This window comes from Tahibacter sp. (assembly GCF_035481375.1).
In the GTDB taxonomy this organism is placed as follows: Bacteria; Pseudomonadota; Gammaproteobacteria; order Xanthomonadales; family Rhodanobacteraceae; genus Tahibacter.
In genome coordinates, this window is sequence record NZ_DATIGT010000240.1 from 1 (window position 1) to 26,018 (window position 26,018).

Here is a 26,018-nt window from a genome sequence, read left to right on the forward strand (position 1 = left end):
GAGCCAGTCGAGCTTGTAGGAGTATTTGTCGCTGCCGACGGCCTGGCCGTTGACGACGTAGAGATTGGCGATGCGCAGGTCGCCGACGCTGGCGATCAGGATGCGCCGCTGCGGGTCGTCGAGGCCCTTGACGTCGGTGACGATGTTTTCGGGCATCGCGTCCTTGGCCAGCAGCGCGACGCCGTTGTAGGTCTTCTGTCCCGAAAAGACGCAGCGGTAACCGAGCGCCGCAATTTCCGTATCTGGAAATTTAGCGTCTTCCAGTTTTGTTTCCTGGAGCGCGACGATATCGGGCTGCGCGGCGGCGAGCCATTGCTTCAGGTGCGGCATGCGCACGTTGAGCGAGTTGACGTTCCAGGACGCGATTTTCATGGGCGGCAGTCTAGCAGCGTGGGCGGCGGGCCCCAAAAAAGGGGGCGGTGCACATGGCAGAAACTGGAGGAAAGGGGTTGGCAGCCAGAGAAGCAGGTGGAGCTTTCCTCTGGTCACTAAGCCCTCCCCTCTAATTCACTTCATTCAAGACCGTAACTGTGCAGCAGCGCGGCGGCGTCGGGTTCGCGCCCGCGGAATGCCACGAAGCTCTCCAGCGCCGGACGCGATCCGCCGACCGCGAGCACCTCGCGGCGGAACGCATCGCCGGTAGCGCGGTTGAACACGCCTTCGGCTTCGAAGCGCGAGAACGCGTCGGCCGACAGCACCTCGGCCCAGAGATAGCTGTAGTAGCCCGCGCCGTAGCCTCCCGCGAAGATGTGCGTGAAGCTGTGCGAGAAGCGCTGCCAGGGCGGCGGAATGACGACGGCGACTTCCTCGCGCACCTGCTGCATGACGTCGAGCGTGCGCGCGCCGCGCGCCGGATCGAAGTACAGATGCAGGCGGAAATCGAACACGCCGAATTCGAGCTGGCGCACGAGATACATGCCGGCCTGGAAATAGCGCGCGGCGAGCATGCGCTCGAACAGCGGCTGCGGCAGCGGCGCACCGGTTTCGTAGTGGCGCGCGAACAGGTCCAGCGTCTCGCGCTGCCAGCCGAAATTCTCGAGGAACTGGCTCGGCAGCTCGACCGCGTCCCACTCCACGCCGCTGATGCCCGAGATGCTCGGGTAGTCGATCTCGGTCAGGAGGTGATGCAGGCCGTGGCCGAATTCGTGGAACAGCGTCAACACGTCGTCATGCGTCAGCAGCGACGGCGTCGTCGCGGTCGGCGGTGCGAAATTGCAGGTCAGGCAGGCGATCGGCTTGTGCAGACCCGCCTCGTCGCGGAAGCGCGAGCGGCAGACGTCCATCCAGGCGCCGCCGCGCTTGCCGCTGCGCGCATACAGGTCGACGTAGGCGCCGGCGATGCACTGGCCCTGCGCGTCGAACACGTCGTAGAACGTCACGTCGTCGTGCCAGACGTCCACGCCGTCGCGGCGCTCGAAGCGGATGCCGAACACGCGTTCGCAGATGCCGAACAGCCCGGTAATGACGGCCGGCAGCGGGAAGTACGGCTTGAGTTCTTCTTCGTTGAGCTGGAAGCGGCGCTCGCGCAGCTTTTCCGAGGCATAGGAAACGTCCCAGGGCCTGAGTTCGGCGATGCCCAGTTCGGCGCGCGCGAACTCCTGCAACTCGTCGAACTCGCGCTGCGCGACCGGTCGCGCGCGGCGCACGAGATCGTCGAGGAAATCGAGCACTTTCTGCGGCGTCGCCGCCATTTTCGTCGCGAGCGATTCCTCGGCCGCGTTCGCGAACCCGAGCAGCTGCGCGGCCTCGTGGCGCAGAGCGAGGATCTGCTCGATGCGCGCCGTGTTGTCGAAGCGGCCGGCGCTCGGACCCTGGTCCGACGCGCGCGTCGAGTAAGCGGTGTAGAGACGCTCGCGCAGCGCGCGGTCCTCGGCATAGGTCAGCACGGCCTGCACGCTCGGCTGCTTGAGCGTCACCAGCCAGCCGTCGTGCCCGGCTTCCTTCGCATAGGCCGCGAGCACGGCGAGGCCCGATTCGGGAACGCCGGCCAGTGCGGCGGCGTCGACGATGTGCTCGGACCAGGCTTCGGTCGCATCGAGCACGGCTTCCTCGAATTCGGTCGACAGCCGCGACAGCTCGTTCGCGATGGTCTTGAAGCGTGAGCGCGCCGGTTCTTCGAGCGCGACGCCGGACAGGCGGAAATCGCGCAATGCATGCTCGGTCAGCGTGCGCGCGGGCCGCGGCAGCGCGGCGAAGGCGCCGTCGCGCGCGACCGCGTCGACGGCCGCGTAGAGCTCGCGGTTCTGTCCGAGTTCGGTCGAATGCTCGGTGATCGCTTCGAGCGCCGTCGAATAGGCCTTGCGCAGCGCTTCGCTGTCCTTGACCGAGTGGAGGTGGGACACCGGCGCCCAGGCGCGGTCCAGACGTTCGTCCCAGTATTCCTGCGGCAGCAGCGTGTTCGCGAAATCGCGCGCGCCGGTCGATGTCGCGAGCGCTTCCATCGCCGCCTTGTATTCGCCGAGGATGTGCTCGACCGCCGGCACGACGTGCTCGGGCCGGATTTCCGAAAACGGCGGCAGTTCGCTGTTGCCGAGCAGAGGGTTGGTCGCATCCATCGCAGTGTTCCGGCCGTTGAGTCGAATCGCCAAGGTGTAGCGGCGCGACCGGAAAATCAAGCGGATACGGCCCGCGGTGCACGGGAAGCGGCGGGCTCGGCGTAGCATGGCGCCATGAGTGCCGCCGATATCCCGACGATGCAGCCCGTGCGCGAACTGCTGCGCCGCTCGACCCTGTTCCGGCATCTCGCCGACGACGAGCTGGCCGCGCTCGAACACGCGCTCGAGTGGTTCGTGCTGCCCGGCGGCTCCACGCTGTTCGAAGCCGGTGAAACGTCCGACGCGCTCTACGTGCTGCGCTCCGGCAGCCTCGGCGCGTTCCGCCGGCGCGACGATTCGGACGTCGAGCAGCGCATCGGCCTGATCGCAGCCGGCGAGAGCGTCGGCGAACTCGGACTCATCGTCGACCAGCCGCGTTCGGCGACGGTGCGCGCGCTGCGCGACTCGGAGCTGCTGCGCCTGTCGCGCGCCGCGTTCGATGCGCTCGTGAAACGCCAGCCGACCGCGATGCTCGAAGCCGCGCGTGTCGCGGTCGAGCGCCTGCTCATGCGGCGCACCGGCGATCTCGTGTCCTCGCCGCGCACGCTCGCGCTGCTGCCGCACGACGCCGGCATCGACGCACAGGCGTTCGCGCGCGCGCTGGAGCAGTCGCTGAGCCTCTATGGCAGCTGCCGCGTGCTGCAGGCCGGCGATGCGGCCGACCAGACCAGCGCATGGTTCGCCGCGCAGGAAGCCGCTTCGCGCTTCGTGATCTATCTCGCCGGCAGCGCGAACGACGACTGGCGCGAACTCTGCGTGCGCCAGGCCGACGCGCTGATCCTGCTGGCCGACGCCGCCGGCGAACCCTCGGTCTGGCCCGAGCGCGCCTGCCTCAGTGCGCAACAGGCGCTGCACCGGCCGCGCCATCTCGTACTGCGCCACGCGCGCGCCGAGATCGGCTGGGGACGCGGCGCGGCGTGGCTGGCCGCTGCGCCCGGGGCGCGCCTGCATCACTGGTGCGGCGGCGACGATGTCGAGCGCATCGCGCGGCTGATCGCCGGCCGCAGTCTCGGGCTCGTGCTGTCCGGCGGCGGCGCGCGCGGCTTCGCACATATCGGCGTCGTGCGCGCACTGCGCGAGGCCGGCATCCGCATCGACGCCGTCGGCGGCACGAGCATCGGCGCGATCATCGGCGCCGGCGTCGCGGCCGGCTGGAGCGACGAGGAAATGATCGAACGCTATCGGCGCGCGTTCGTCGCGGGCCGACCGTTGTCGGACTACACCTTTCCGTTCGTCGCGATGACCGCCGGCCGCCGCGTTTCCGAACTGCTGCGCGACGCGTTCGGCGAGCGCCACATCGAAGACCTCGCGCTGCCGTTCTTCGCGGTGTCGGCCAACCTCACGAGCGGCGACGCCGTGACGCATCGCGCCGGATCGCTCTGGTACTGGCTGCGCGCGAGTTCGGCGATTCCCGGCGTGCTGCCGCCGGTCTTCCACGACGGTCAGGTGCTCGTCGACGGCGCGGTCATCAACAACATGCCGACCGACGTCATGCGCGAGCAGGCGGTCGGCGACGTCATCGGCGTGGATATCGGCGCCGACGACGTGCTGCATGCCGGCGTCGAAGAATACGCGTCGCCGCACGGCTGGCGGCTTCTGCTCGACCGCTTGCGCCGGCCGCGACGGCCCGGCGTCGTCAGCATTCTGCTGCGCGCGGGCATGGTCAATTCCAAGGCCGCGAACGCCGACCGCCGCGCCAAGGCCAGCCTGCTGCTCGCGCCGCCCGTGACCGGCGTCGGCCTGCTCGACTGGACCGCCTACGAGCGCGCGATCGAACTCGGCTACCAGTACGCGCTGCGCGAGATCGGCGGACAGAAGGATGCGCTCGCGGACGACACGCCGCTGCTGTAGGGCGAACGTTGCCGCGGTCTGCGGCCCCGCGCAGACTGTGCGCGTCTCATCGTCGGCGGGACGGAGGACGTATGCACTACGGTTACCTCGTCTGGGGCATCGGGCTCCTGCTCTGCGCCCTGTGGGTCGTCGCGCTGCTCGTTGCGCGCGGGCTCGGGTCGGACGCGAACGCCGTGGACGCGACCAGCGTTCTGATGGGTCTCGTATTTCTCGTGGCCGGCGCTTTCTTCTGCCTGCGCGCGCTGCCGGACCGCGTTCCGATCGGCGTGCTCCTGTCGGGCCGGATCGTCTTCTTCGGCGCCTTCGCGCTGCTCTTCGTCGCGCTCGCGTTCGGCAGCGGCCGTTCGAACGGCGACCGCGGCGCGCTGCTCGTCTACGCCGGCATATTCGCCGTGGTCACGGGCGTTCTCGTGCGCCGGGCCGGGCGCGGCGAAGACGATTGATGCCGCTTTCATAAATCTTCATTCGCGTTTCCGGCGCTTCATTGCGCCAGCCGGCAGGCTGCGACCCGTCCTTCCGTCGGAGTCCACCATGCTGCGTTTCGTTGTCGCACTGCTGTTTTCGTTGTCCGCCGTTCCTGCCGCCGCCTACCTCCCACCCGAGGATCTTCACGACGGCTGGCCCGTCGCCGACGCGGCGGCCTCGGGCTGGAACACCGCACTGTTCGACGCGCTCACCGTGAAGCTCGCCGACAAAAGCCACGCCGGCATCACGAGCGTGCTCGTCGCGCACCGCGGCCGGCTCCTCCTTGAAACCTATGCGAACGGCGGCGAGCGCGCACGCCTGAACGACATGCGCTCGGCGACGAAGACGCTGACCGCGCTCCTCGTCGGCGCCGCCGTCGATCGCGACCGCATCGCCGGCGACACGGCGAAGGTCTACGCGTTTTTCCGCGGTCTCGTCCCGGCGCGCGGCCTCGACGCGCGCAAGGCCGCGATGACGCTCCAGGACCTCCTGACCATGAGCAGCGCCTGGGAATGCGACGACGAAAATTCGTTCTCGAGCGGCAACGAGGAACGCATGTACGTCAGCGAAAACTGGACGGCGTTCGCGCTGAACCTGCCGCTGCGCGGTTATGCGCCGTGGACGCCGCGTCCCGAAAGCAGTCCTTACGGCCGCGCGTTCTCCTACTGCACGGCAGGCTCCTTTCTGCTCGGTGCGATCGTCGAGCGCGCGACGAAGCAGCCGCTCGCGCAGTTCGCGCGCGAAGCGCTGGAGCAGCCGCTCGGCATTGCGCAGGTGCAGTGGAACCGGTCGTCCGAAGGCGTCGGCATGGGCGGCGGCGGCACGCGCTATCGCACGCGCGACATCGCGAAGTTCGGCGAGCTGCTGCGCGACCAGGGCCGCTGGCAGGGCAAGCCGGTGATCGCCGCAACGTGGATTGCGGCCATGCTGACGCCGCGCGCCGTGCCGCGCGAGAACACCGAATACGGCTATCAGCTCTGGCGCTTCCGCTTCCCGGTGCTGGGACGCGACGAATGGATCTGGGCCATGTCCGGCAACGGCGGCAACTACGTGTTCGTCGCGCCGCAGTTCGATCTCGTTGCGGTAGTCACGAGCACTGCCTACAACCAGCGCGAGTCGCATCCGCGCTCGCAGGCGCTGTTTCGCGAGCACGTGCTCGCGGCGCTGCCGGCGCGCTAGCGCGGGTCGGCGGCCGCCGCGGCAATCGCGTCACGCGCGCCGTCGCGGTCGCGCGCGACGCGTCGGGCCAGATTGTCGAGCAGTGCGGCGAACGCCGGTTCGCCGGCGAGCGGCCGGAACAGCGCCGAGGTCTGCAGATATGCGCGGTCGCGCCAGCCGTCGTCGATGGCGGCGCGCACGGCGTCGATGGCTGCGGGCCGGTCGCCGCGCGCGATCTGCACGACCGCGAGTTCGAGCCGGTTTTCCGGCCAACCGCCCGGCTTGGACTCCTCGGCGAGCCGGCGCGCGCGGTCGGCGAGCCAGTCGGCCTCCGGCGGCGATGCCGCATGAAGCCGCGCGAGCGTCTGCGGCCAGCTCGCATGCGGACGCAGCCGCGCCGCCGCGGCAAACGCGCTCGATGCTTGTTCCGCATGACCGCGCAGCAGCGCGAGTTCGGCCTGCAGCAGATAGAGTTCCGGATGCTCGCTGCGCTGGCGCGCCTGCCCGAGCGCGGTCTCGGCTTCGCCGAGGCGGCCCTGCAGGAACAGGCAGCGCGGCCACGCGGCATTCGAATAGACGTTGTCCGGGTACAGCCGGAAGCTGCGGGCGTAGCGCCGCTCGGCCGCCGCGGTCTCGCCGAGCAGTTCGAGATTGCGCGCGATCTGGATATCGAGAAAGCGCGGCCGCGCCGCCGCGCGCCGCTCTACCTCGAGATGGCGCGCGAGCGCCTCGGCGAGCTTGCCGCGCACCATGTACAGGTAGGCCAGCGACGCGGCGCTGTCGATGCGCGCGGCCGGATCGAGCGCGACGGCGCGCTCATAGTGCGCGATCGCCTCGTCCATCGCGCCGCGGCAGTCGAATGCATAACCGAGCGCGGCTTCCGCAAGACTGTTGCGCGGTTCCGCCGCGAGCACGCGGTCGGCGAGCGCCTGCGCGCGGTCGGCCCAGACCGGCGCGTCGTTGTAGAGGCAGACGCGCGTGCTGTACGCAAAACTCAGCCCGGTCTGCGCGGCGCGGTCGTTCGCGTCGCGCGCGAGCAGCGCTTCATACAGCGCGATCGCGCGCTCGATATCGTCCTTCTGGCCGATGCCGGCGTAGTAGCGCGCGCGCTGCAGCTGTTCGTCGCGTTCGGTCGGCGGCGCGACGGGCTTTCGCTGCCAGAACAGCACGGCGACGGCGATCAGCGGCAATGAGATCAGCAACAGCGGCCAGCGCAGCTCCCGCGCCGATACGGCCGGCGGCGGGACGGTTGCGGTCGCCTCGATCGGCTGCGGCACGCTGCAGAGCTGATAGCCCTTGCCGCGGACCGAACGCACGTAGCGCGGGTTGCGCCCGTCGTCGGACAGCGCCTGGCGCAGCAGCTTGATCCGTTGCGTCACGGTTTCCTCGCCGACGACGGCGGGCGCCCAGACCGCAGCGATCAGCTCGTCGAAGCCGACGACGCGGTCGCCCTGGGCGAGCAGATAGGCGAACACGTCGAACGTGAGCCCGACGAGGTCGAGCGGGGTGTCGCCGCGCCGCACGTGGCGGCGGCGCAGATCGATCGTCAGGTCGTCGAGACGGTACGCAATGGCGCTCATGCGCGGACGCCGCCGATGCCGCGGCGGCTCAGCGCGTCAGGAAGCGCGTGACGAAATCGGCGAGACCCTTGTACGGCGGGCGCAGCAGCGACAGCGAACTCCAGCGCGCCTGGCGAAACACCGGCAGTTGCTTGGAAAACGTCAGGAAGCCGTGGTGGCCGTGATAGTGCCCCATGCCCGACGGCCCGACGCCGCCGAACGGGAGTTCACTCTGCGCATTGTGGTAAATGCAATCGTTGACGCTGACGCCGCCGGCGACGCAGCTTTCCAGCACGTGGCGCGTGCGGCTGCGATCGTGGTCGAAGTGATACAGCGCGAGCGGCCGCGGCCGCGCGTTGATGTAGTCGATCGCTGCGTCCACCGATTCCACCGTGACGATCGGCAGGATCGGTCCGAAGATCTCGTCCTGCATGACGCGGCTGTCCTCGGGCGCGTCGACGACGACGGTCGGCGCGAACACGCGTGCGTCGATGTCGTGCGCGGCCGCGTCGGGCAGGGTCAGCACCTGCGCGCCGCGCAGCGCCGCCTCGTCGGTCAGTCCCTGCAGGCGTGCGTATTGCCGCGCGTTGATGATGCTCGTGTAGTCGGGGTTCTCGCGCAGGTTCGGATAGTGACGCGTGACGTAGTCGCGCAGCGCCGCGATGAACGGGTCGCGGTCTTCGCGTCGCAGCAGCACATAGTCGGGCGCGATGCAGGTCTGTCCGGCATTCAGCAGCTTGCCGGCGGCGATGCGTGCCGCGGCGGTGGCGATCGGATAGCCCGGCGCGACGATGGCCGGCGACTTGCCGCCGAGCTCGAGCGTAACCGGCGTGAGGTTCGGTGCGGCGGCGGCCATGACCTTGCGCCCGACCGGCGTCGAACCCGTGAACAGCAGATGGTCGAACGGCAGCGCCGCGAATTCGGCGGCGACATTCGCATCGCCCTGCACGATCGCGACGCGGTCGGCCGGAAACACGTCCGCGAGCAGCTCGGCCATCGCCTGCGACGTGCGCGGCGTGAACTCGGACGGTTTCAACATCACGTGATTGCCGGCGCCGATCGCGCTGACCAGCGGAATCAGCGCGAGGTTCACCGGATAGTTCCAGGGCGCGATGATGCCGACCACGCCGAGCGCCTGACAGCGGATTTCGGCACCTGCCGGCAGGAAGGTCCAGTCGACCTGGCGTGCGCGCGGGCGCATCCAGCGTCGCAGGTTGCTGCGCACGAGGTCGATCTCGTGCAGCACCGTCATGCCGTCGGTCAGCCGCGACTCGTGCCGCGAGCGCCGGCCGAAGTCCGCGCTCATCGCATCGACGAGGCCGTCGAGCCGCTGCTTGAACGCTGCCCGCAGCCGGGCGAGATCGTCCATGCGCTGGGCGTAGTCGGGACGGTGGGCATTCCAGGCATCGCGCAGTTCGGCGAGCGTGACGTTGAGCGACGGCGGGCGGGCGGCGGTGTCCATGCGCGCAATAGTAGTCGGGTTTGGCCGCGGGTAAACGCTCGTTTGACACCTTTGTCGCAATTGGCCGGGCCGCCTTGCCGCGCTACGCTTCCGCCTCCCTCATTGCGCGCTATCTCCCATGGCTTTGCGTCCCTATCGCGGCATCCTGCCCGTCATCGCCGACACCGCGTATGTCGATCCCGCCGCCGTCGTCGTCGGCGATGTCGAAATCGGTGCCGACAGTTCGATCTGGCCCTGTACCGTGATCCGCGGCGACGTGCAGCGCATCCGCATCGGCGCGCGTACCAATGTGCAGGACGGCGCGATCGTCCACGTGACGCACGACGGCCCGTATACGCCGGGCGGCTTCGCGACGCACATCGGCGACGACGTCACGATCGGTCACGCCGCCGTGATCCACGCCTGCACGATCGAGGACGCCTGCCTGGTCGGCATGCACGCGACCGTGCTCGACGGCGCGATCGTGCGCCGGCACGGTTTCGTCGGCGCCGGTGCGGTCGTCGCGCCGGGCAAGGTCGTCGGCGAAGGCGAACTCTGGCTCGGCAATCCGGCGCGATTCGCGCGCAAGCTCAGCGACGAGGAAATCAAGCGGCTGTACTACTCGGCCGAGAAGTACGTCGAACTCAAGAACGACTACGCCTGAGCGTACCGGCCGGCCATGCGCGCGGCCCGCGTCACCGAGCAGTTCGTCGATACCGGCCGGGGCCGCCTCTTCGCGAAGCGCTGGCGCGCCGGCGACGCCGTTCCGGCGACCGCGCCCATCGTGCTGTTTCACGATTCGCTCGGCTGCGTCGAGCTGTGGCGCGATTTTCCGGAACGGCTCGCGCTCGCGACGGGTCGCGATGTCCTCGCCTACGACCGCCTCGGCTTCGGCCGTTCCGACCCGCACCCGGGACGCCTGAGCCGCGACTTCATCCATGACGAGGCACGCGCGGCGTTCGTGTCCGTCAGGCAACAGCTGGACATTCGTGCATTTGTCGCCTTTGGCCACAGCGTCGGCGGCGGCATGGCCGCCGGCTGCGCGGCGGCGCATGCCGCAGACTGCGTCGCGCTGATCACGGAATCATCGCAGGCGTTCGTCGAAGACCGCACCGTGCAGGGCATCCGCGACGCGCAGCAGGCATTCGCACGGCCGGGACAGCGCGATCGACTCGCGAAATATCACGGCGACAAGGCCGCCTGGGTGCTGTCCGCCTGGATCGACAGCTGGCTCGGTCCGGATTTCGCCGGCTGGACGCTCGACGACGATCTGTCCCGCGTGCGCTGCCCCGCGCTCGTGCTGCACGGCGACCTGGACGAATACGGCTCGACGCGGCATCCCGCGCGCATCGCGGCGCTCGTCCGGATGCGCGCGACGCTGCACGTGCTTCGCGATACCGGCCACGTGCCGCATCGCGAACGCGCCGAGTTCGTGCTCGACGCGGTCGGCCGCTGGCTTGCCGACGGCGGGATCGGCTAGCCACGCGCGGAGAGTCGGCCGGGTCGCTGGCTACTGCGGCTCGCCGAAATACAGCGTGTGGCCCTGATCGTCGTGGATCACGAATTCCCGCGTCTGCCAGGGCGTCTCGTGAATCGGGCGGACGAACGCGATTCCCTGCGCCGAGAGCCGGGCTGCGGTTGCCTCGAGATCGCCGGTCTGGAAGTACAGATGGAAATGATCGGCGTCATCCACATAGCGGATGGACGGATCGATCTCTTCCCACTGCTTGAGATGGAACAGCTGCGGGCCCGCGCGCACGCCGGCGTAGAAATCCTCGTACCGGAACGCCAGCTCGAAGCCGAGCCTGTCGATGTAGAAATGCAGCGACGACGCGAGATCCGTCGTTCGCAATTGCGGCACGAGCGCGGTGATTGCCATCGGCGTCCTCGCTATGTCGTCTCAGTCTGCCGGCACGGAACGCGGCGATGTCCGTGCTTCGAGTTCGGCGATCCAGCGCAGCGCATGCTCGCGGCTGTCGCCGCACATCTCGGGTTCGGGCCGCAGGCGACCGCAGACTTCCGGTCGCTCCGGACTGCCGAAGATCGCGCAGCGGTTGTCGTCGGTCAGCTGCACGCAGCGCACGCCGGCGGGCTTGCCCGCGGGCATGCCCGGAATCGGCGAGGAGATCGACAGCGCGATGCAGCAGGCGCCGCAGCGCGGCCGGCAGGTCATGGCTACGGCGGTCATGCGCCGTCGAGCTTCGCGCGCAGCTCGTCGTGGGCGGCATCGGTATCGGGACGCCGGCCGTGCCAGATCGCGAACGCTTCGGCGGCCTGTTCGACGAGCATGCCGAGTCCGTCGAACACGTGCGCCGCGCCGGCCGCGCGCGACCAGGCGAGGAACGCCGTCGCGGCGCGTCCGTAGGACAGGTCGTAGCAGAGCGCACGTGTTGCGACGATCGCGAACGGCAGGTCGACCGCTTCGCCCTGCACGCCGGCCGAGGTCGCGTTGATGATGAAGTCCCAGCTGCCGGCGTTGCGCAGGTCGTTCCAGTAGCGCACGTGCACGCGGCCCGGCTCGCCGATGCGATCGGCGAGCGCGTCGGCGCGCTCCGCGTTGCGGTTCGCGATCGTCAGCGAGCGCACGCCGGCATCCAGCAATGCGAACGCGACGCCCTGTGCCGCGCCGCCGGCGCCGAGCAGCAGCAGGTCGCGCTCGCGCAGGTCCTGGCCATGACGTTCCGCGAGATCGGCGATCAGGCCGGGACCGTCGGTGTTGTGACCGCGCCAGCCGCCGCCGGGCAGCGGTTCCAGCGTATTGACGACGCCGGTGCGCGCGGCATAGTCGGACACCTGGGCGCAGCGTTCGAACGCCAGCGTCTTGAGGGGCAAGGTCACATTCGCGCCGCCGCCGCCGTCGCGGCGGAACGCATCGAGCTGTGCGGCAAAGGTTTCCGGCGGTGCGTCGATCGCGTCGTAGCGCAGCTCGATACCGGTCTGCTGGCCGAAGCGGCGGTGGATCGCGGGTGACAGCGAATGATTGATCGGATGGCCGAAAACGGCATGACGCTGCGGACTTGCGCTCATGGAGATCTCCGTGGGTCGCGGCCATTCTACGTGCCACGTACGGCTGCGCGCCAAGCGCATGACCATTGGCCGGTTGTCTTGCGGCGCGGCGCAGTGGACTCTGTCGATCCCTGAGGCATGGAGGCAACACCGATGCGCATGACCCGAATTGTTCTCGCCGCGGCGATCGCGGCCATTTGTACCGCGCCCTCGTTCGCGCAGTCGACGACCGGCGAACCCGAACTCATTCCGCGCGATGCATTGTTCGGTAATCCAGAAAAGATTGCCGTGCAGATGAGCCCCGACGGCAAGTACCTGAGCTGGGTCGCGCCGCTCGACGGCGTGCTGAACATCTGGGTCGCGCCGGCCGACGATCCGTCGAAGGCCAAGGCCGTCACGGACGACAAGGCGCGCGGCATCCGCAACTATTTCTGGAGCTATCGCACGGCGACGCTGCTGTATCTGCGCGACACCGGCGGCGACGAAGATTTCCACGTGTTTTCCGTCGACGTCGGCAGCGGCGTCAAGCGCGACCTCACGCCGTATCCGAAGACGCGCGCGGAATTCGTGCAGGGCAGCCACCTGCATCCGGATCACGTGCTGATCGCGATGAACGACCGCGATGCGAAATGGCACGACCTCTACAAGGTCAATCTCGCCGACGGCAAGCGCGAGCTCGTGCAGAAGAACGACCACGAGATCGTCGTCTACTTCGCCGATCCGGACCTGAAGGTGCGCCAGGCGCAGAAGCAGCGCAAGGACGGCGGCCAGGATCTGCTCGAACCCGACGGCAAGGGCGGCTGGAAGAAGGTCGGCGACATTCCGTTCGAGGACAGCCTGCTGACCGCGCCGCTGAGCTATACCACCGACAGCAAGACCCAGTACATCGCCGACTCGCGCGGCCGCGACACCGCCGCGCTGTTCGCGATCGACGTCGCGAGCGGCAAGAAGACCGTCGTCGCCGAAGACAAGCGCGCCGACATCGGCAATGCGGTGCTCGCCGATCCGAAGACCGGTGTCGCGCAGGCCGTCGCGGTGAACTACGAGCGCAGCGAATGGAAGGCGCTCGACCCGGCGATCGCGAAAGACCTCGACACGCTGCGCGGCATCGGCCCAGGCACTTTCTTCGTCAACTCGCGCAGCCTCGACGACAAGCACTGGATCATCGCCTACACGGCGGCCGAGCAGCCAGCGGTCTACTACCGCTACACACGGGAAGCGGGCAAGGGCGGCAAGATCGAGAAGCTGTTCTCGGCGCGTCCGAAGCTCGACGGCAAGCCGCTCGTGCCGATGTGGCCGCAGCTCATCACGTCGCGCGACGGCCTGACGCTCGTCAGCTATCTGACGCTGCCGCCGGCATCGGATCCGAACAAGGACGGCAAGGCCGACAAGCCCGCGCCGCTCGTCCTGCTGGTCCACGGCGGTCCTTGGGCGCGCGACGAATACGGCTACATCGGCACGCACCAGTGGCTCGCCAATCGCGGCTACGCCGTGCTCAGCGTCAACTACCGCGGCTCTACCGGCTTCGGCAAGTCCTTCATCTCCGCGGCCGACCGACAGTGGGCCACGACGATGCACGACGATCTCATCGACGCCGTGAACTGGGCCGTCGACGGCAAGATCACGCGCAAGGAAGACGTCGCGATCATGGGCGGCAGCTACGGCGGCTATGCGACGCTGGTCGGCCTGACCTTCACGCCGGACACCTTCAAGTGCGGCGTCGACATCGTCGGTCCGTCGAACCTCAACACGCTGCTCGCGACGATTCCGCCGTACTGGGCCGGGTTCTTCGAGCAGTTCGCCAAGCGCGTCGGCGATCCGCGTACCGAGGAGGGCAAGAAGCTGCTCGCCGACCGCTCGCCGCTGTCGCGCGTCGATGCGATCAAGAAGCCGCTGCTGATCGGCCAGGGCGCGAACGATCCGCGCGTCAAGCAGGACGAGAGCGACCAGATCGTCAAGGCGATGAAGGCGAAGAACATTCCGGTGACCTACGTCCTCTTCCCGGACGAGGGCCACGGCTTCGCACGGCCGGCCAACAGCAAGGCGTTCAATGCGGTCGCGGAAGGCTTCCTGTCGCAGTGCCTCGGCGGCCGCATGCAGCCGATCGGCGAGGACTTCAAGGGATCGAGCATCAGCGTGCCCGACGGCGCGGCCGGCGTGCCCGGCCTGGCCGACGCGCTCAAGACGCACACGCAGGACGTGAAGAAGTAAGGCGATACGAGGCCGGCGTCGCGATGCGGCGCCGGCTTCTCGGCAAACGGATTATTGCCGCGGCGGTTGCGGCGGTGCGGCCGGTCGCGCGGGCGGCAGCGACGGCGGTGCCTGCGGCTGACCGGCCGCGGCGCGCTGCTGTGCGCCGCGCGCGCGGACTGCGGCGAGCACTTCGGGCGTCAGCAGCGCCGAATCGGGGCGCGACGTCGATTCGATGCGCGCGGCAGCAAACGTGAACACCGTGCAGAGCCCGCTGACGAAGGCGACGAACAAGGCCAGTGCGAGCATGCCGGGACTGCGCGTCATGATCGCGAACGCGATCGAGGCAATCATCAGCAGCAACCAGACGAAACGCATGCGACAGCTCCCTCACTTTCCCGCGCCGCGGCGATCATAGCGCACGCGTCCGTCGACGCCGCGTCGCCGGTCGGCGAATGCCGCGAACCGGTCCGCCGCTTGAAGCCGCGCCGCGCCGGCGCGAGTATCGTGGCCTGAACGACGACGGACGGGTTCGCGACGATGGACGCTCTGCAATCCCTCGCACTGGCCGGCGGGCTGGCCTGGGCCAGCGGCTTCCGCCTGTATGCGGCCGTGCTGCTGGTCGGTCTGCTCGGTCGATTCGAGGTCATCACGCTACCGTCGGGACTGCAGCTGCTGCAGAACGACTGGGTGCTCTGGGTCGCCGGCATTCTTGCGGTCGGCGAATTCCTCGCCGACAAGGTGCCGGCGTTCGATTCGGTCTGGGACGCGCTCAACACGTTCGTGCGGATTCCAGCCGGCGCGCTGCTCGCCTGGGGCGTATTCCACGAGGCGACGCCGGCGGTGCAGCTCGCCGCGGGCCTGCTCGGCGGCGCGATCAGCTCGGGCACCCACCTGACCAAGGCCGGCACGCGCGCGATCATCAACACCTCGCCCGAACCGTTCACGAACTGGGGCGCGAGCTTCGGCGAAGACCTGACCCTGCTCGGCGGGCTCTATCTGATCTGGAACTATCCGTGGCTGTTCCTCGGGCTGCTCGCCCTGTTCCTGCTGCTCGCGGCCTGGCTGCTGCCCAAGCTCTGGCGCGCGCTGCGCCGCGTCTGGCACCGGCTGCGCGGTCCGGCAGGCGGAGCCGCGACGGCCTGACCGCTTCGCAGATTCTGCGACAGCACGCCCGCAGATTGCCGCGCCATGCCTTCCTCGCTCGACAAACCCGATCGCATCAAGGGCCGCGGCAGCCGCGACAATCCGGCCGGCCGCTTCGAAGTCACCACGCACGAAGCCGTCGACGACGGCTGGTATCACGACGGCGAGCCCGCTGCGCCGCCGCGCACGACCGTCAGCGAGGAACGCGCGCGGCAGATCGTATCGACGAACGCCTCGCCCGACGTGCCGTTCGACGCGTCGATCAATCCCTACCGCGGCTGCGAGCACGGCTGTGCCTACTGCTACGCGCGCCCGTCGCACGCCTACCTCAACCTGTCGCCCGGGCTCGATTTCGAAACGAGGCTGTTCGCGAAGACCAACGCGGCCGAGATCCTTCGCAAGGACCTGTCGAAACGCGGCTACGTCTGCAGCGCGATCAACCTCGGCGCGAACACCGATTGCTACCAGCCGATCGAGCGGCGCTATCGCATCACGCGGCAGATCCTCGAGGTGCTGAACGCCTGCAACCATCCGTGCACGATCATCACGAAGAACGCGCTGATCGAACGCGACATCGACATTCTCGCGGACATGGCCAAGCGCCGCCTCGTGCATGTCTTCGTCAGCGTCACCTCGCTCGACAACCGTCTGAGCAGCCGGCTCGAACCGCGCGCGAGCGCGCCGCACCGGCGTATCGAGGCGATCCGCGCGCTTTCGGCCGCCGGCGTCCCGACCAGCGTCAACGTCGCGCCGATCATCCCGGCGCTGACCGACATCTGGATCGAAGCGATCATCGAGCAGGCCGCCGCGGCCGGCGCGCTCAGCGCCGGCTACACGGTGGTCCGCCTGCCCTGGGAACTCAAGCAACTCTGGGAAGACTGGCTCGAAACGCACTATCCCGAACGCAAGCAGCACGTGCTCAACGTGCTGCGCAACATCCGCGGCGGCGAACTCAACGAGCCGCGCTTCGGCTTCCGCATGCGCGGCGAAGGGCCATTCGCGGAACTCATCCGCAATCGCCTGACGCTGGCCTGCAAGAAGCACGGCATCCGACGGCGCGCAAATCTCGATCTCGACGTGAGCCAATTCGCGCCGCCGCGCGCGCCGTCGCCGCAAGGCGAGCTGTTCGGCTGAGCGCGCGGCCACGCAGCACATTCGCGAACTGGATCACGCGCGAAAGTGAACAACGCGCACGAGCCGACCGAGGGCCCGGCCGCGGACGCGTCGCCGGCATGTCTTCAAACTGCTCCGCATTGCGTATTGGCGTCGTACGGTTCACGCAACGGAGGAAACCGATGAAATCCCTGAACGCCTTTCTGTTTGCGCTCGCGCTCGCCTGCGGCGCGCCGGCCGCGCCGGCGGCTGTGCCCGGCGAACTCGATCCCACGTTCGGCGCGGGCGGCATCCGCCGCACGAGCTATGGAGATCTGGCCGGCGCCGACGATCTCGTCGTCGACCGCGACGGCTATGTCTATACCGCCGGCACGAGCACGACGGCCGGCGTCATCCGGCCGGTACTCGCGAAATACAAACCCGACGGCAATCTCGATGTTTCCTTCGGCAGCGGCGGCATCGTCACGCCGGCGGCACCGCCGGCCAATGTCGCGATGTACAGCGCGCTGACGATGCATCGCGACACGCTGTACCAGATGATCGCGGCGGACGACAAACTATACGTTTATGCGTTCGACACGGCCGGCGCGCCGCAAACCTGGTTCGGCGCCGGCGGCGTCGCGAGCTTCACGGTCGGCGCGAACATCTATCCGGTGTTCGACATCGCACAGTGGGGCAACTATCTCGGCATGGCCGCCGGCACGCGCCATCCGGTCACGGGCAACTTCGATTTCGTCGTCGTCGAGCTGACGCTCGGCGGTGCGCCCGTCGCCGGCTTCGGCAGCGGCGGCATCGCGTATTCGCGCGTCTGGACCGGCGTCGGCGCGCGCAATCGTCTGACCTGCATCACGTTCCAGCCGGACGGCCGCATCGTCGTCGCCGGCCGCAGCGCCAAGCCCGGCGAGCGCTACGACTTCGTCGCCGCGCGCTATCGCTACGACGGCACGCCCGATGCGACCTTCGGTCTCGGCGGCTTCAGCACGATCGATTTCGGCGGCGACGACTTCGGCCGCCGCATCGCACTGCGCAAGGACGGCCGCTTCGTGATCGGCGGCAGCGTCTGCAAGGAACCGGATGCGACCACGGGCTTCGCCTACTGCTTCGCCGGCGCGGCCGGTCTCAAGCCCGACGGCAATCTCGATCCCGGCTTCGGCGTCTCGGGTAAATTCCTGCAGGACCTCGGCGGCGGCGGCGTGACGGTGACCGACCTGATCCTCGACGAACGCGAGCGGCCGATCATGGTCGGCCAGCACCTCGATGCGCCGCCGACCGGCACCGGTCCGAATTTCTCCAAGGCGTTCGTCATGCGCCTGCGCAGCAGCGGCGTGCTCGACGTGGGCTACCTCGGCGGCGGCTGGGCGGATTTCAGCTACGGCTACGAGAGCAGCTCCAACGGCGGCGTGAAGCTCTATCCGGGCAGCCGCATCGTCACGGCCGGCACGACGCTCAAGACCGTCGACCCGACGACGATGTTCGGGCTCATGACGGTGGCGCGGCATGTGAACTGAGAAGCAAGAAACCAGAGGGGAGCAGGTAGTGGCTAGAGGACGTCCGCGCGTTCCTCTGGTTGCTACCTACTAACCTCTATTACTTCTTTCCCGCGGGCTGCCCGAACAGCACTTCCGACCGGTTGAACAGGATCCAGCTCGTGGCGATGTACTTGTTGCCGCCTTTGGGCATGTTGCCGCGATGCGTGTGGGTGAAGGCGGTCGGGGCGATCAGCAGCGAGCCGGTCTTCGGCGCGATCTTGCGCTGCTGGTAATAGAACTCGGTCTCGCCTTCGGCGAATTCGTCGTTGAGGTAGATCGTCCAGAGCACGACGCGGTGCAGCGTCTCGGCGTTGTCGGCGAGCTTCGGATACAGCTCGCAGTGCCAGTAGGGATAACCGCCCTGGTCGGCGATGTATTTCTGGATGTTGATCGTGCCCGGGCGAAACACCTTCATGACGATCGCGGTCAGCGTGCGGTCGTCGAGTTCGGCCACGGCTTTCGCGTCCAGCGGCTTGTGCTGTCCGGTAGCGGGATCGGGCACCTTGAGCTGCAACGGCGCGAGCGCGGCATGCGCGAACTGGCGCAGGTAGTCCTTGAAACCGGCCATGACGGCCTGGTTGAAGCGCACCGTCACATCGTTCCACTCGGCGTGATCGCTGATGCAGATGTCCCAGCTGTCCTTCAGCGTCGTGTCGACGCCGCCGCCGGTCTGGCCGCGCACGGCCTTGCCGCTGGCTTCGAAGCGGCGGATCAACGCGACGCAGGTCTCGCGGTCGAGTGCGTCGTCGTAGACCTCGATGAAATCCGGTTGCTGCATGGCGGGCGCCGTCGCGGGAACAGATCCGCGATGATCGATGCGGGCCGGCGCGCGCGCAAGCGCGCCCGCGGCCGGCATGCCGTGCGCTTATTGCGATTCGATCAGATAGAAGAACACGCCCGCGACGATCAGTGCGGCCAGTACGGCGAAGAAGATCTTGACCCAGCTATACGGATGCTTGCCGGCGATCGTGCCGGTATAGCCGTTCGCGACGATCTGGAAGCGCCGCGAGCCGTAGGTGTAGCTGACGAGCCAGACCGGCATCAGCACGTGCTTGAACGTGCGGCCCTGATAGCGCGCGTCGACCTCGAGGTTGCGCTGCGTGTCGCCAGGCACCTCGGCGCTGCAGAGCGCGCGGACCTGGTCCTGCATGTCGGCGAGGTTCAACTCCGACGCCTTGCGCAGATCGACCTGATAGCGCTCGACCGTCCAGCCGCGCACGAATTCCGGCGAATAGGCCTTGAGATCGGTCGTCGTCGGAAACGGTTCGATGCCGGCGAGCAGGTCCGGCTGCACGCCAGCCGTGCCGGGCACGAGTTCGTCGTCGAAGAAGTGCGCGAGCTCGCCCGCGGCGGGTTCCCAGCGCACGTGCCGCACCTGCCGCCGCTGCATGTTGCCCTGCGCGTCGCGATAGGTCTCGGTCTCGTAATAGTAGTAGCCGGCGTCGGCCGTCCAGCGCGCGTCGACGTGCGCGTCGAAGGTCCAGTACGGCAGATAGACTCCGTGGAGCGTGTCGGTCAGCGCGGCACGCTTGAGCTTGTCGGGCGCGAACCAGCGCGTGCCGTACCAGCGCCGGATCAGGTCGCGCACCTGGCCGTCGCTGATCTTGAACGGCAGCAGGCTTTGCGGCGTGATGGCGTCCTTCTGCGATTCGTGCGCGATGATCGAGGGCGAGCCGCAGAAGTCGCAACGCTGCGCGACGCGGCCGTCGACGAACACCGAGATCGCATGACAGCTCTGGCACTGCACCTCGCGCCGCTGAGCGCCCCAGTCGCGATTGACTGCGGGATTGCGCAACGCGGTCTCGAGATCCTGCTCGATGACGGCCGTTCCCGGATCGGCCGCCTGCGCCGGCGTCCACGCGACGGTCGTGCCGCAGTACGGGCAGACCAGCGCCTGCTTCGCCGCATTCCACTGCAAGTCGCCACCGCATTCCGGGCAGGGGTGCTTGGCGACGGTCGCGTTGCTCATGCGTATCCGGAAATCGGAAGTGAAAGAGCCGGCAGCGTCGCGATCAGCCGCGCAGGAATTCTTCGAGCGCGGCGCGCGCGATGCGATACGCATTGCCGATCTTGCGGGCCTTCAACTCACCCGCCGTGATCGAGGCCATGACGTCTTCGACCGACACGCCGAGTGCCTGCGCCGCCTGTTCCGGCGTGAGCACGTCGATGCCCGAGGCCGCCGGCGCCGCGGCGGACGCGCCCGGGCCCTGCATTCCTTTCATGAGCTCCTGCGCCATGCCGAAGCCGATCGCCATCTGCGCCGGCGCGGCGGCCGCGGCTGCGCCCTCGCCGCCCTGGCCCATGCCGACACCCATCTGGTATTTCACGTAGTCGTTGAGATTGCCGATGACGCCCATGCTCGAACGCTTGTCGATGGCCTGCTCGACTTCCGGCGGTACGGACACGTTCTCCAGCACGAAGCTCGTGATCTCGAGGCCGTATTTGCCGGTCATCGCCGGATTGATGATCGGCAGCAGCGCCTCGCCGAGTTCCGAATAGCGCGACGCGACGTCGAGCGCCGGCACCTGTGCGGTAGCCAGCGCCTCGGTGAACACGCTGACGAGGCGGGAACGCATCGTGTCGGCGAACTCGTCGAGACGGAAGTTCTGGTCGGTGCCGGCGACTTCCTTGAGGAACTTCGGCACATCGACGATGCGGAAATCGTAGGTGCCGAACGCGCGCAGGCGGACGACGCCGAAGTCGCGGTCGCGCATCATGACCGGGTTGGACGTGCCCCACTTGTTGCCGGTGAACAGCCGCGTGTTGACGAAATAGACGTCGCACTTGAACGGCGAATTGAAGCCGTATTTCCAGCCGAGGATCGTCGACAGTACCGGGATGTTCTCAGTGGTCAGCGTGTGCTTGCCCGGGCCGAACGCGTCGGCGTATTTGCCCGCGGCGACGAACTGCACCATCTGCGATTCGCGCACGATGAGCTGCGCGCCGTTCTTGATTTCCTTGTCGTCGTCGGGAAAGCGGTACGACAGGGTGTCGCGCGAATCATCGGTCCACTCGATGATCTCCAGCAGTTCGCTCTTGATGAAATCGAGGATGCTCATGGCGCGCTCCGGCGGACGGGGAGGCCCGATTCTAGCCGGCATTTCCTGCCGAGTTGCGAGGCCGGCGCGGCGGCCGGCCCCGCGTCGCGCTTATTGCGCCGCGTCGAAATCGACGTGATAGCGCGTCGCCGCGTCGACCTCGTTGCGCGAGCCGAGGAACACCGGCACGCGCTGGTGCAGCGCGGTGGGCTGCAGGTCGAGAATGCGTGCGCGTCCGGTCGTCGCGCGGCCGCCGGCCTGCTCGACGATGAAGGCCATCGGATTGGCTTCGTACATCAGGCGCAGCTTGCCCGGCTTGGCCGCATCCTTGCGGTCCCAGGGATAAATGAAGATGCCGCCGCGCGTCAGGATGCGGTGCACGTCGGCCACCATCGAGGCGACCCAGCGCATGTTGAAGTCCTTGCCGCGCGGACCTTCCTTGCCGGCGAGCAGATCCTCGATGTAGCGCTGCATCGGCGGTTCCCAGTGGCGCTGGTTCGACATGTTGATCGCGAACTCTTTCGTGTCGGCCGGAATCTCCACGTCGCGCCGCGTCAGCGTGAAGCTGCCGAGCTCGCGGTCGAGCGTGAACACGTGCGTGCCGTGGCCCAGCGTCAGCACGAGCAGCGTGCTGGGGCCGTACACGGTATAGCCGGCGGCGACCTGGGTCGCGCCGGGCTGGCAATAGTGCTCGACCTTGGGCTCGGTGACGCCGTCCGGGCAGCGCAGCACCGAGAAGATCGTGCCGACCGAGATGTTCACGTCGATGTTCGACGAGCCGTCGAGCGGATCGAACAGCAGCAGGTAGTTGCCTTTTGGATAGACGTCCGGAATCGGGTGCGGATCGTCCATTTCCTCGGACGCGCAGCCGGCAAGATGGCCGCCCCAGGCATTGGCTTCGAGCAGGATTTCGTTCGACAGCACGTCGAGCTTCTGCTGCGCCTCGCCCTGCACATTGCCGCTGCCGGCTTCGCCGAGCAGGCCGCCGAGATCGCCCTTGCCGACGGCGATGGAAATCGATTTGCAGGCGCGCGCGACGACTTCGATCAGGAGTCGCAGGTCGGCGTTGATGTGCTGGTGCGCGCGCTGTTCCTCGATGAGAAAGCGCGTCAGGGAGATCGGTCGGTTCGGAGACATGGCTGGCGCGGCGGCAGGGAAACGCCGATTGTCGCGGCTCGGATGCCGCGGCGTCCACGCGCGCGCGGACCGGGGTCGGCAGCCTCTCCCTTCGATGGTATGGTCAGCGGCTAAGCCTCGAAGACGAGATCGCCTCATGCAAAGCGTCAAGCTCACCTCCGTCCTCTTGTTTGGTCTCGTCGCCGTTGCAGGTCTCAGCGCCTGCAGCAGTGCACCTCCGCGCCGGGACGCGACAGAGACGACAGCGGAACCGCCGCCGCATTCGATCGAGCGTCTCAAGCGCGACCTGCAGCTTCCCGACACCGTGAAGCGCGTACGCATCCACAACCCGCATGGCAGTGTCAGCGTGAAGCCGATCGACAACCGAACGCTGGGCGCCTATGAGGTCGTGCAGCTGATTGGCGCGACGCCGGAAAAACCGGACATCCAGATGCGCGTCGACGGCGACACCGCCGTCGTCGAGGTCAGCTACGCCTCCGACAAGCGTCACGGCACCGACAAGCTCGTCAACGGTTACCGCAAGGGGCGCGTCGACCTCGGCATGTTCGTGCCGTCCGGTCCCGATCTCGAAGTCACGACGACTTACGGCGACGTGCAAGTGCGTCGGGTGAACAACGAAGTCGTCGCGCGCACTCGCGACGGGCGCCTTGCGGTCGCCGGCGGCGGCTCGATCGATGCGTCGACCGACAGCGGCGAGCTGCGCGTGTTTCCGACCCAGGCCAAATGGAAGAAGCCACTGAAGGTCCGCTCCCGCACGGGGAACATCCTCCTGGAGGTACCCCTGTACGGCGAGATCGCCCTCGATGTCGAGACTGCCGGCACTATCGCCGGCAATGTCCCGCTCGACCTGCGCGAGGCCGGCGGCGAGCGGCGGCACGGTCAGCTGCGCCGCGGCGGTGCGAGCCAGCACATCGACGTCGCCAGCGAAACCGGTGACGTGTACCTGATCCCGGTCGAGATCGCCCCGCAGCGCTGATCGGTTCGTGACGCCGACGTTAAGGCGGATATAGCGACCGCCTACAAGCGTATGCGCCACTGTTATTACGGATTCAGTCTGTGGTATGAATCGAACTCGGTCGCACGGTAGCGGGAGTCATCAACCGTGCGCACCAGACTGGGGTTTGGTCAGGCGGGCATGCCGCGCAGACGCTGCACGCTCTTCTTCGAGTGTCGGGAGGTTCCTTGTGAAATTGCTACGCAACAGTCTCTGCTGCGCGCTTGCGCTCGCGCTGTCCGGCGCCGCACTGGCGCAGAAGTCCGATTACAAGCCGGAAATCGGCGTCGATGCCCAAGGCATCCGCTACGTCCGCGGCGCCGAAGCACTCGGCGTGTCCGTTCCCGATATCGTCCGCGTCAACATGGCCGACCTGCCGCCCGTGCGCGACTGGCGTCCCGGCGATTCGCTCGTCGAGATTCCGCGCCAGCACTGGGAATACAAGCCGAACGAAGCGCCGACCCCGGTCAATCCGGTCGACCTGAACGATCCGCTGGTACCGCTGCAGTTCACCGAACCCACGCGCGGCGGCAACACGTTCACGACCCCGATCATCAACGTCGCCGGCAGCACCTCGCAGGCCTCGCCGCCCGATCCGACCGGTGACGTCGGCACCACGCATTTCGTGCAGTCCGTCAACGGCAGCGGCGGCAGCGAAGTTCGCATCTACCGCAAGTCCGACGGCAGCTTCGTGCGCAGCTTCTCGATGGTCTCGCTCGGCGGCACCGGCGCCTGCGCGTCCGGCCTCGGCGATCCGATCGTGCTGTTCGACGAACTGGCCAGCCGCTGGGTGCTGACCGAGTTCTCGACCCAGTCGGGCCGTTCGCTCTGCGTCTACGTCAGCGACACCGACAACCTCGAGGCGCCGACGGTAACCTGGTACAAGTACACCTTTACCATGCCGGCGTTCCCGGACTATCCGAAGTACGGCGTCTGGGGCGATGCGTACTACGTCGGCGCGAACGAGTCCGGCACGAGCGGCGCGCGTCCGGTCTACGCGATGGACCGCACGAAGATGCTCGCCGGTCAGCCGGCGACGTTCCAGCGCGTCACGATTCCGAATCTCGCGGGCTTCGGCTTCCAGATGACGACGCCGGCCGACCATGACGGCATCGACGCGCCGCCGGCCGGCGCGCGCGGCATCTTCATGCGTCACCGCGACGACGAGTCGCACAACTCGGGCTCGAACAACCCGACGCAGGACTTCCTCGAGGTGTACCAGCTCGCGGTCGACTTCACGACGCCGGCCAACACCGTGCTGAGCGGCCCGGTCAACATTCCGATCGCCGAGTTCAGCTCGAACCTCAACGGCCTGACCGCGTTCAACGCGTTCCCGCAGCCGAGCGGCCAGAAGCTCGACCCGCTGCGCGAGCCGGTCATGAATCGTCTCGCCTACCGCAACTTCGGCAGCTATGAATCGCTGATCGGCAATCTCGTCACCGACATCGACGGCAACGACACCGGCGGCATCCGCTGGTTCGAACTGCGCCGCGTCGGCGGCATCGCGAATCCGTGGACGCTGTACCAGGAAGGCACCTGGGCCGGCGCCGCGTCACCGCACGATGGCATCGACCGCTGGATGGCCGGCATCTCGATGGATTCCTCGGGCAACATCGCGATGGCCTATTCGATGGTGCGCCAGTCGCCGGCGCTGTTCCCGGCGCTGGGCTACGTCGGCCGCCTGTCGAGCGATCCGCTCGGCACGATGACGACGCCGGAAACCACGCTGATCGCCGGCTCCGGCAATCACGGCAACGAGCGCTGGGGTGACTACTTCCAGATGGGCGTCGATCCGGTCGACGGCTGTACCTTCTGGTTCACCGGCGAATACATGCCCTCGACGACCAAGGGCACGCGCATCGGTTCGTTCAAGTTCGACGCCTGCGGCACGCCGACCTTCACCGTCAACGGTACGAACCTGTCGCAGGAAGTCTGTACGGCGGCGGGCACGGCCAATCTGACGCCGGTCACGGTCAACGTCGGCTCGGTCAGCGGCTTCGTCACGCCGGTCAATCTCGCCTTCGCGAATGCGCTGCCGACCGGCTTCAGCGGCGGCTTCACGCCGACGACGGTCACGCCGCCGGGTTCGAGCACGGTGGCGATGAGCGTCGCCAACACCGCGGCGCCCGGCCTGCAGACGATCGGTCTCAGCGGCACGAGCGGTGCGACGACCAAGACGGCCAACCTCAACGTGACCGTCGCCACGGCGACGCCGAGCGTGCCCGCGTTGACCTCGCCGGCCGACAACGCCGTCGGCGTCGCGTTCACGCCGGTGCTGAGCTGGTCGGCTTCGACGCAGGCCAAGGACTACGTCGTCGAAGTCGCGACCGACGCCGGGTTCACGAGCATCGTCTTCACGCAGACCGTCGCAGGCGGCGGCACCAGCGCGACCGTCACGCCGGCGCTGAACTCGAACACGCGCTATTACTGGCGCGTGCGCAGCGGCAACATCTGCGGCGCCAGCACGAACTCGCCGGTGTTCACGTTCAAGACCCAGCCGGCCCTCGGCGACTGCGACGAGACGCAGGTCGTCAACACCGTGTTCACCGACGACATCGAAGGTGCAACGACCGGCTGGACGACGACGGGCAGCACCGGCGCGTCGACCTGGGCCGTCAGCACGGCACGTCCGTTCTCGCCGACGAAGTCCTGGCTTGCCACGGACATCACCACGGCTTCGGATCAGCGCCTGATCTCGCCGGCCGTTGTCCTGCCGTCCAGCGAGAACCCGCTGACCATGACCTTCCAGAACGACGTCAACATGGAAGAACGTAGCGCCGGCGGTTGCTGGGATGGC

23 protein-coding genes are annotated in these 26,018 nt (G+C 67.9%); 11 read left to right on the forward strand and 12 right to left on the reverse strand.

The features are described from left to right. Both VLF18_RS15905 and VLF18_RS15910 read right to left on the reverse strand, forming a co-directional pair. The coding region (locus tag VLF18_RS15905) for an exodeoxyribonuclease III (RefSeq protein ID WP_325280609.1) at positions 1 to 372 on the reverse strand (372 nt) is incomplete at its 3' end. 140 nt (positions 373 to 512) lie between these two features. Further along, positions 513 to 2,555, reverse strand: a complete 2,043-nt coding sequence (locus VLF18_RS15910) for a M3 family metallopeptidase (RefSeq protein WP_325280610.1) — start codon at positions 2,553 to 2,555, stop codon at positions 513 to 515. 114 nt (positions 2,556 to 2,669) lie between these two features. On the opposite strand from VLF18_RS15910, the gene VLF18_RS15915 reads away from it, so the two are divergent. The 3 genes from VLF18_RS15915 to VLF18_RS15925 all read left to right on the forward strand — a co-directional run bounded on the left by VLF18_RS15915 (position 2,670) and on the right by VLF18_RS15925 (position 6,089). Continuing rightward, positions 2,670 to 4,445, forward strand: coding sequence for a patatin-like phospholipase family protein (locus tag VLF18_RS15915; RefSeq protein ID WP_325280611.1), 1,776 nt, complete (start codon positions 2,670 to 2,672; stop codon positions 4,443 to 4,445). Between the two features lie 71 nt (positions 4,446 to 4,516). After that, positions 4,517 to 4,888 (forward strand): hypothetical protein, encoded by a 372-nt coding sequence (locus VLF18_RS15920; RefSeq protein ID WP_325280612.1) that lies wholly within the window; start codon positions 4,517 to 4,519, stop codon positions 4,886 to 4,888. Between the two features lie 88 nt (positions 4,889 to 4,976). Next, a complete protein-coding gene (locus VLF18_RS15925) occupies positions 4,977 to 6,089 on the forward strand; it encodes a serine hydrolase (RefSeq protein ID WP_325280613.1) in 1,113 nt (370 codons plus the stop codon). Here VLF18_RS15925 and VLF18_RS15930 read toward each other — a convergent pair. Further along, positions 6,086 to 7,648 (reverse strand): winged helix-turn-helix domain-containing protein, encoded by a 1,563-nt coding sequence (locus VLF18_RS15930; protein ID WP_325280614.1) that lies wholly within the window; start codon positions 7,646 to 7,648, stop codon positions 6,086 to 6,088. The genes VLF18_RS15925 and VLF18_RS15930 overlap by 4 nt on opposite strands. A 28-nt stretch (positions 7,649 to 7,676) precedes the next feature. After that, positions 7,677 to 9,089 carry a coniferyl aldehyde dehydrogenase gene (locus VLF18_RS15935; RefSeq protein WP_325280615.1) on the reverse strand — a complete coding sequence of 471 codons (1,413 nt, stop codon included), beginning with the start codon at positions 9,087 to 9,089 and terminating at the stop codon, positions 7,677 to 7,679. A 118-nt stretch (positions 9,090 to 9,207) separates the two neighbouring features. On the opposite strand from VLF18_RS15935, the gene VLF18_RS15940 reads away from it, so the two are divergent. Both VLF18_RS15940 and VLF18_RS15945 read left to right on the forward strand, forming a co-directional pair. Further along, on the forward strand, positions 9,208 to 9,732 hold the full coding sequence (locus VLF18_RS15940) for a gamma carbonic anhydrase family protein (RefSeq protein WP_325280616.1): 525 nt from the start codon (positions 9,208 to 9,210) through the stop codon (positions 9,730 to 9,732). Between the two features lie 15 nt (positions 9,733 to 9,747). Continuing rightward, positions 9,748 to 10,548: an alpha/beta hydrolase gene (locus VLF18_RS15945; protein WP_325280617.1), complete on the forward strand. Its 801-nt coding sequence runs from the start codon at positions 9,748 to 9,750 to the stop codon at positions 10,546 to 10,548. A gap of 30 nt (positions 10,549 to 10,578) precedes the next feature. On the opposite strand, the gene VLF18_RS15950 is transcribed toward VLF18_RS15945, so the two are convergent. Genes VLF18_RS15950 through aroE form a run of 3 tightly spaced genes read right to left on the reverse strand, consistent with a single transcriptional unit; the run spans position 10,579 to position 12,095 of the window. After that, a complete protein-coding gene (locus VLF18_RS15950; RefSeq protein ID WP_325280618.1) occupies positions 10,579 to 10,947 on the reverse strand; it encodes a VOC family protein in 369 nt (122 codons plus the stop codon). Between the two features lie 21 nt (positions 10,948 to 10,968). Beyond that, a complete protein-coding gene (locus VLF18_RS15955) occupies positions 10,969 to 11,256 on the reverse strand; it encodes a YkgJ family cysteine cluster protein (RefSeq protein WP_325280619.1) in 288 nt (95 codons plus the stop codon). Continuing rightward, on the reverse strand, positions 11,253 to 12,095 hold the full coding sequence (gene aroE, locus VLF18_RS15960) for a shikimate dehydrogenase (RefSeq protein ID WP_325280620.1): 843 nt from the start codon (positions 12,093 to 12,095) through the stop codon (positions 11,253 to 11,255). Before aroE ends, VLF18_RS15955 begins: the two co-directional genes overlap by 4 nt. A gap of 138 nt (positions 12,096 to 12,233) precedes the next feature. Here aroE and VLF18_RS15965 point away from each other — a divergent pair, with 138 nt between their 5' ends. Then, entirely contained in the window at positions 12,234 to 14,285 is a 2,052-nt protein-coding gene (locus VLF18_RS15965; protein ID WP_325280621.1) for a S9 family peptidase, read from the forward strand. A gap of 51 nt (positions 14,286 to 14,336) precedes the next feature. On the opposite strand, the gene VLF18_RS15970 is transcribed toward VLF18_RS15965, so the two are convergent. Then, positions 14,337 to 14,642, reverse strand: coding sequence for a hypothetical protein (locus VLF18_RS15970; RefSeq protein WP_325280622.1), 306 nt, complete (start codon positions 14,640 to 14,642; stop codon positions 14,337 to 14,339). A gap of 162 nt (positions 14,643 to 14,804) precedes the next feature. Between VLF18_RS15970 and VLF18_RS15975 the strand changes: the two genes are divergently transcribed. The 3 genes from VLF18_RS15975 (at position 14,805) to VLF18_RS15985 (ending at position 18,031) form a co-directional block, all read left to right on the forward strand. Next, a complete protein-coding gene (locus tag VLF18_RS15975) occupies positions 14,805 to 15,410 on the forward strand; it encodes a DUF4126 domain-containing protein (RefSeq protein WP_325280623.1) in 606 nt (201 codons plus the stop codon). Between the two features lie 45 nt (positions 15,411 to 15,455). Continuing rightward, positions 15,456 to 16,544 (forward strand): PA0069 family radical SAM protein, encoded by a 1,089-nt coding sequence (locus tag VLF18_RS15980; protein WP_325280624.1) that lies wholly within the window; start codon positions 15,456 to 15,458, stop codon positions 16,542 to 16,544. Between the two features lie 161 nt (positions 16,545 to 16,705). Then, positions 16,706 to 18,031, forward strand: coding sequence for a hypothetical protein (locus VLF18_RS15985; RefSeq protein ID WP_325280625.1), 1,326 nt, complete (start codon positions 16,706 to 16,708; stop codon positions 18,029 to 18,031). A gap of 79 nt (positions 18,032 to 18,110) precedes the next feature. Here VLF18_RS15985 and VLF18_RS15990 read toward each other — a convergent pair whose 3' ends face one another. The 4 genes from VLF18_RS15990 to VLF18_RS16005 form a co-directional block, all read right to left on the reverse strand. Beyond that, on the reverse strand, positions 18,111 to 18,830 hold the full coding sequence (locus VLF18_RS15990; RefSeq protein ID WP_325280626.1) for a 2OG-Fe(II) oxygenase: 720 nt from the start codon (positions 18,828 to 18,830) through the stop codon (positions 18,111 to 18,113). Between the two features lie 87 nt (positions 18,831 to 18,917). Next, positions 18,918 to 20,021: a hypothetical protein gene (locus tag VLF18_RS15995; RefSeq protein ID WP_325280627.1), complete on the reverse strand. Its 1,104-nt coding sequence runs from the start codon at positions 20,019 to 20,021 to the stop codon at positions 18,918 to 18,920. A 43-nt stretch (positions 20,022 to 20,064) separates the two neighbouring features. After that, positions 20,065 to 21,111 carry an SPFH and helix-turn-helix domain-containing protein gene (locus tag VLF18_RS16000; RefSeq protein ID WP_325280628.1) on the reverse strand — a complete coding sequence of 349 codons (1,047 nt, stop codon included), beginning with the start codon at positions 21,109 to 21,111 and terminating at the stop codon, positions 20,065 to 20,067. Positions 21,112 to 21,201: 90 nt separating this feature from the next. Next, positions 21,202 to 22,227: a class 1 fructose-bisphosphatase gene (locus VLF18_RS16005; protein ID WP_325280629.1), complete on the reverse strand. Its 1,026-nt coding sequence runs from the start codon at positions 22,225 to 22,227 to the stop codon at positions 21,202 to 21,204. On the opposite strand from VLF18_RS16005, the gene VLF18_RS16010 reads away from it, so the two are divergent. Both VLF18_RS16010 and VLF18_RS16015 read left to right on the forward strand, forming a co-directional pair. Next, on the forward strand, positions 22,226 to 23,203 hold the full coding sequence (locus tag VLF18_RS16010; RefSeq protein ID WP_325280630.1) for a DUF4097 family beta strand repeat-containing protein: 978 nt from the start codon (positions 22,226 to 22,228) through the stop codon (positions 23,201 to 23,203). The genes VLF18_RS16005 and VLF18_RS16010 overlap by 2 nt on opposite strands. 208 nt (positions 23,204 to 23,411) lie before the next feature. Next, on the forward strand, positions 23,412 to 26,018 hold a 2,607-nt coding region (locus VLF18_RS16015), incomplete at its 3' end, for a hypothetical protein (RefSeq protein WP_325280631.1).